The sequence below is a fragment of the Kangiella sp. genome (assembly GCF_014762745.1).
Taxonomy (GTDB): domain Bacteria; phylum Pseudomonadota; class Gammaproteobacteria; order Enterobacterales; family Kangiellaceae; genus Kangiella.
Map to the genome: position 1 here is coordinate 1 of NZ_JABURJ010000096.1, position 4,933 is coordinate 4,933.

6 protein-coding genes are annotated in these 4,933 nt (G+C 45.0%); 3 read left to right on the forward strand and 3 right to left on the reverse strand.

Going from position 1 to position 4,933, the window contains the following annotated elements:
• Positions 1-601, forward strand: a 601-nt coding sequence (locus HUJ19_RS07170) for a hypothetical protein (protein ID WP_290623034.1), incomplete at its 5' end; no start/stop codon positions are given.
• 63 nt (positions 602-664) lie between these two features.
• Here HUJ19_RS07170 and accC read toward each other — a convergent pair.
• The 3 genes from accC to aroQ are packed head-to-tail and all read right to left on the reverse strand — an operon-like array spanning position 665 to position 2,969.
• A complete protein-coding gene (gene accC, locus HUJ19_RS07175) occupies positions 665-2,014 on the reverse strand; it encodes an acetyl-CoA carboxylase biotin carboxylase subunit (RefSeq protein WP_290623035.1) in 1,350 nt (449 codons plus the stop codon).
• A 43-nt stretch (positions 2,015-2,057) separates the two neighbouring features.
• Entirely contained in the window at positions 2,058-2,516 is a 459-nt protein-coding gene (gene accB, locus HUJ19_RS07180) for an acetyl-CoA carboxylase biotin carboxyl carrier protein (protein WP_290623036.1), read from the reverse strand.
• A 12-nt stretch (positions 2,517-2,528) separates the two neighbouring features.
• The gene (gene aroQ, locus HUJ19_RS07185; protein ID WP_290623037.1) at positions 2,529-2,969 is read right to left on the reverse strand and encodes a type II 3-dehydroquinate dehydratase; all 441 of its coding nucleotides are present in this window, start codon (positions 2,967-2,969) and stop codon (positions 2,529-2,531) included.
• Positions 2,970-3,358: 389 nt separating this feature from the next.
• Between aroQ and HUJ19_RS07190 the strand changes: the two genes are divergently transcribed.
• Both HUJ19_RS07190 and HUJ19_RS07195 read left to right on the forward strand, forming a co-directional pair.
• A complete protein-coding gene (locus HUJ19_RS07190; RefSeq protein WP_290623038.1) occupies positions 3,359-4,069 on the forward strand; it encodes a response regulator transcription factor in 711 nt (236 codons plus the stop codon).
• A gap of 266 nt (positions 4,070-4,335) precedes the next feature.
• A partial coding sequence (locus tag HUJ19_RS07195) for a DMT family transporter (RefSeq protein WP_290623039.1) occupies positions 4,336-4,933 on the forward strand: 598 nt, incomplete at its 3' end.

Below are 4,933 nucleotides of genomic sequence, written 5' to 3' on the forward strand. Positions count from 1 at the left end.
TCCCAACATCGTAGAGCATTTTGAAAGACTGGATGAGAACTATAGTAATACACGCCTGAAACCCTATTCTCCGGTACAGTTTAAAAATAATGGTGAGCGCTATTTGCAGAGTTGCATGGAAATTGATGCAACGGCTATCAATTCTGTGATTGAAAGAGAAGCAAATCTGCTGATTGTCGCCAAGTTGGACTGTGCAATTGCCAGGCAATTTATCCCTGCTAATTCGGCAACTTCCAGTAATCTGCCACAGCCCTTATCTATAGATTATTTGAAAAAGCTTCCTGCAAATATAACTCCCAGTTTTAATGAGCAACAGGAACGAAATGCGCAGCAGAAAACATTAGCCGAGTTCAAAATTGATGAGATCAATAACGATCAGGATAATGTGTTTGAGCTTTTGTTGAATGATGTTTTAAGCGTCAAGTTCATTGAAGTTGCTAGAGCAGACTTTAATGCTGATGGAATTGAAGATTTGATGATTATGACCGAATGGCTGGTCACTGATTCTTGGGATGGTGAAGGTGTTGATCTGTTAATTATTGAAGATAAGGAACAAAAGCCAAAGGTAATATGGCGCTTCATTGAGCAACTTGACTGGTAATAAAAAAGCCGCCCAGTTTCTCTGATAAAGAAACAGGACGGCTTAATAAGTACAGGTTAACGTTTACTCTTTCTCACCAAACATATGCTCTTCAAGGTAGTGAATATTGGTGCCACCTTTGTGGAAGTTTGCATCAGCCAGAATTCGCTTCTGCAATGGGATGTTGGTTTTAATACCATCGATCACGATTTCTTCCAATGCCATCTGCATACGAGCAATCGCAACTTCGCGTGTTTCGCCGTGGGTGATCAATTTACCGATCATTGAATCGTAATAGGGCGGAACCTTGTAGGTTGCGTAGATGTGCGAGTCGATACGGATGCCGGGACCACCTGGCGCATGATAACGCTGGATAACACCTGGTGATGGAATAAAGGTATCCGGATCTTCAGCATTGATACGACACTCAATCGAGTGACCATTCAACTTGATATCTTCCTGTTTGAAAGATAGCGGTTGATTGCTGGCAATGCGAAGCTGTTCCTTGATGATATCTACGCCTGTGATCAGCTCGGTTACCGGATGCTCCACCTGAACACGGGTGTTCATTTCGATGAAGTAGAATTCGCCTTTTTCATAGAGGAATTCGAAAGTGCCGGCACCGCGATAACCAATCTCTTTACAGGCCTGTACACAGCGCTCACCGATATGACGACGCATTTGCTCAGAAATTCCCGGAGCTGGTGCTTCTTCAACCACTTTCTGGTGACGACGCTGCATCGAACAGTCGCGTTCACCCAGGTAAATCGCATTGCCGTGGCTGTCGGCTAATACCTGAATCTCAATATGACGTGGATTCTCAAGGAATTTCTCCATGTAAACCATATCATTGTTGAAGGCGGAACCGGCTTCTGCTTTAGTCAACTCAATGGCTTTGACCAATTCGCTTTCTTTACGCACCACGCGCATACCACGACCACCGCCACCGCCGGCAGCCTTGATGATCACCGGATAACCGATGCGCTTGGCCATGGCGATGTTTTCTTTTTCGTTGTTGCCTAATGGGCCGTCGGAACCAGGCACGCAAGGTACACCAGCTTTCTTCATCGAAGCGATTGCTGAAACCTTATCCCCCATCAGGCGGATGGTATCTGCCTTGGGGCCGATGAAAGTGAAGCCGCTTTGCTCAACCTGTTCGGCGAAATCAGCATTCTCGGCAAGGAAGCCGTAACCTGGGTGAATACCAACGGCATCGGTAATTTCTGCCGCCGAAATAATCGCAGGAATGTTCAGGTAGCTTAATTGCGCTGAAGCAGGACCGATACACACTGACTCGTCGGCCAGACGTACATGCATCAGGTCTTCGTCAGCGGTTGAGTGCACGGCGACGGTCTTGATTCCCAATTCGCGGCAGGCGCGCAAAATACGCAGAGCAATTTCACCGCGATTGGCTATGACCACTTTTTCTAACATATTCAGTGTCCTATTCATTCATGGGCTAAACTAGCCGCAGGATTTACTCAATGATGAACATTGGCTCGTCGTATTCAACAGGCTCGCCGTTGGATACCAGGATTGCTTTAACCGTACCGGTAACGTCCGATTCGATCTGGTTCATCATCTTCATGGCTTCAACAATGCACAGTACATCGCCTGCATTTACTTGTTGGCCAACCTGGACAAAATCTTTGGCGCCTGGAGATGGAGCGGCATAGAAAGTACCGACCATTGGTGAACGGATGATATGACCGCTCATTTCTGGTTCAGCGGTTTCGGCTGGTGCACTGTCATGCTGTGGTGCAGGAGCAGCCTGTGGCGCTGGTGCAGTTTGTGGCACTGAATAATGAACCGGTGCTGGCGCAGCAGAGCTATGACGCGAAATGCGTACCGACTCTTCGCCTTCCTGAATCTCAAGCTCGGCAACGCCTGATTCTTCGACCAATTCAATGAGTTTTTTAATTTTGCGTAAATCCATAATCTCTACCTGTTAATGTTGTAGGGTTTTAATGGCTGCATCTATGGCGTAGCGGTAGCTGTCCGCTCCAAAACCTGCCACAACGGCCTGCGCGACATCACTGAAATAGGAGTGACGGCGAAAAGCTTCGCGGCGATGGGGGTTGGATAGATGCACTTCAATAAAGGGAATATCGACTGCTAATAAAGCATCGCGCAAGGCAACACTGGTATGGGTAAAAGCAGCCGGGTTAATAACAATTAGCGACACATTGTCGACTTTTGCATGCTGTATAGCGTTAATTAGCTCTGCCTCAGAGTTACTTTGCAGGGAAGAAAAGCGTATTTTGGCACTTTCTACCTGTTGTTTGGCCGCCATATTAATGCTCTCAAGAGTGGCGCTACCGTATAGTTCTGGCTCACGCTGACCAAGCAGATTTAAATTAGGACCATGTAAGAGCAATATATGGGACATGTTATTCCAAAGTAACGCTAACTATAGCTGAAGTTCGGTTATTTTCGCTGAAAAGTCAGTTTATCGACATAGAGACGGTTTTTAAAGCCGATCCAGTGTGACGCAGTAAGCAAAAAATAAGATGGTGCATTTTACAGTAAGATAGACGCAAATAACCACATTTAATCTTAATGGTCGGAGTAGTTTTATTGAGGTACAGTTGCTTCCGAAAGCAGCGCTACATTTGGTTACATAAAGATTTTACATTTGATGAAAATCTGCTAATGTAATTGAAGCGTATAAAAAATATACGGATTAAAGGTAGGCATCGGTCAGTATAGATTCGAGCCCATTATTGCAAGGAGCCTTGGAGCGAGCAGAGCTAGTAATGACAAAGGGAGAAAGGAACGATGTCAAAATTACCAAAAGTATTACATTTGGCTCAAGAGCTAGAGTTTGATGAACCATATTTGAACACTTTAAAGGAAGCAGGTTTTCAATGCTATCCAGCAAATGATAGGAAAAAGCTACTTAATTTGCTGGAATCTGAAGAGCTGGATCTTCTGATTCTCGATTGGCGGAATGACGACACCAGCGAGTGGTTAATAGAACAGATACGAGAATTCCTGCAGTGGCAGGGCCCGATATTGTTCATAGCCGAAAAAGATGAATCCGAAGCACTACAAAAAGTTTGCATACACCATCAGGACAACTTCCTAACCCGACCTATTCAGCCGAATACATTGCTAAGTTATGCTGATAAACTGGTTCACGATGCCCGCTACTCGATGCATCAGGATAACTTCGACTTAGGCCCATACCATATTTCACTTAACCGTAAACAAATTTCATTTAAAGGTAAGCCGATTAACCTGACTTCTAAAGAGTTTGAGTTGGGGGCGCTGTTCTTAAAAAATCCCGGCCGACTTTATTCGCGCAAATTCCTGTTAAAGAAAATATGGCATATTGATTGCGATATCAGCACTCGAACGGTGGATGCCCATATCAGCTCATTAAGAAAGAAGCTTAACATCAAAGGTGATGGCCTGTATCGGATTAAAACAGTTTATCAGCATGGGTATCGCTTAGAATTGTTAGAAGAAACAGAAGCAGTGGCTTGAATATTTGCCATTGTACATCAAGCTATTAAATTTACCCCCATGGCCTTTCTTGTAAGAAGGAAGAGCCATGCTTTTCGTTTTATATTGCCCTGGCAAAGAGTGCATTTCATCTGTTTACGAAACCTCCTGGTGTTGTGATTCCGCATTGTAAGGTCTTTTATAACTTTAATTTATGGCTGGGATGAAAAAAGATCGTTTTTCTTATTTGAACGAAATTCATACAATGCGCCGCTCTAACAGATTGATTGTTTTGGGCAGGGCAGATCATGATAAAACTACCTCAGCAGCAACTTGCGATGGCAGGATTAATCCTGGCAGTCGTTCTATGGTCGGCATCGTTTGTAGCGATGAAACTGGCGATTGCCGAGTTTGGGCCGATTATGACAGTCTTCCTGCGCATGATTCTGGCCACTGCCGTACTGATTTTCTTCTTGCCGCCAATGGCCAAGAAACAGCAGTACCAGAAAGGCGACTGGTGGCTATTGCTACTATTGGCTCTGTGTGAGCCATGCTTATACTTTATCTTTGAAAGCTATGCATTGACTTATACCACTGCATCAGAAGCTGGTATGGTTACAGCATTACAGCCACTTCTAGTGGCAGTGGGCGCTTACTATCTGTTGAAAGAAAAGCTCAACAGCCGCTTGGTCGTGGGTTGTGTAATTGCAGTAGTTGGTGTGGTCTGGCTGACCTTGTCAGGCTCATCCAGTGAACACGCCACCAACCCGATGCTGGGTAATGCGCTTGAGTTCGGTGCCATTTTAGCAGCCACAGGCTACTGTTTATTGGCGCGCAGATTGTCGCAACGCTATTCGCCAGTATTCTTAACATTACTGCAAACTGTCATGGGTAGTATCTTCTTCC

Coding starts and splice junctions, on each gene's coding strand:
- HUJ19_RS07190 (WP_290623038.1), top strand. CDS start 3,359: ATGTCAAAATTACCAAAAGTATTACATTTGGCTCAAGAGCTAGAGTTT.
- accB (WP_290623036.1), bottom strand. CDS start 2,516: ATGGATTTACGCAAAATTAAAAAACTCATTGAATTGGTCGAAGAATCA.
- aroQ (WP_290623037.1), bottom strand. CDS start 2,969: ATGTCCCATATATTGCTCTTACATGGTCCTAATTTAAATCTGCTTGGT.
- accC (WP_290623035.1), bottom strand. CDS start 2,014: ATGTTAGAAAAAGTGGTCATAGCCAATCGCGGTGAAATTGCTCTGCGT.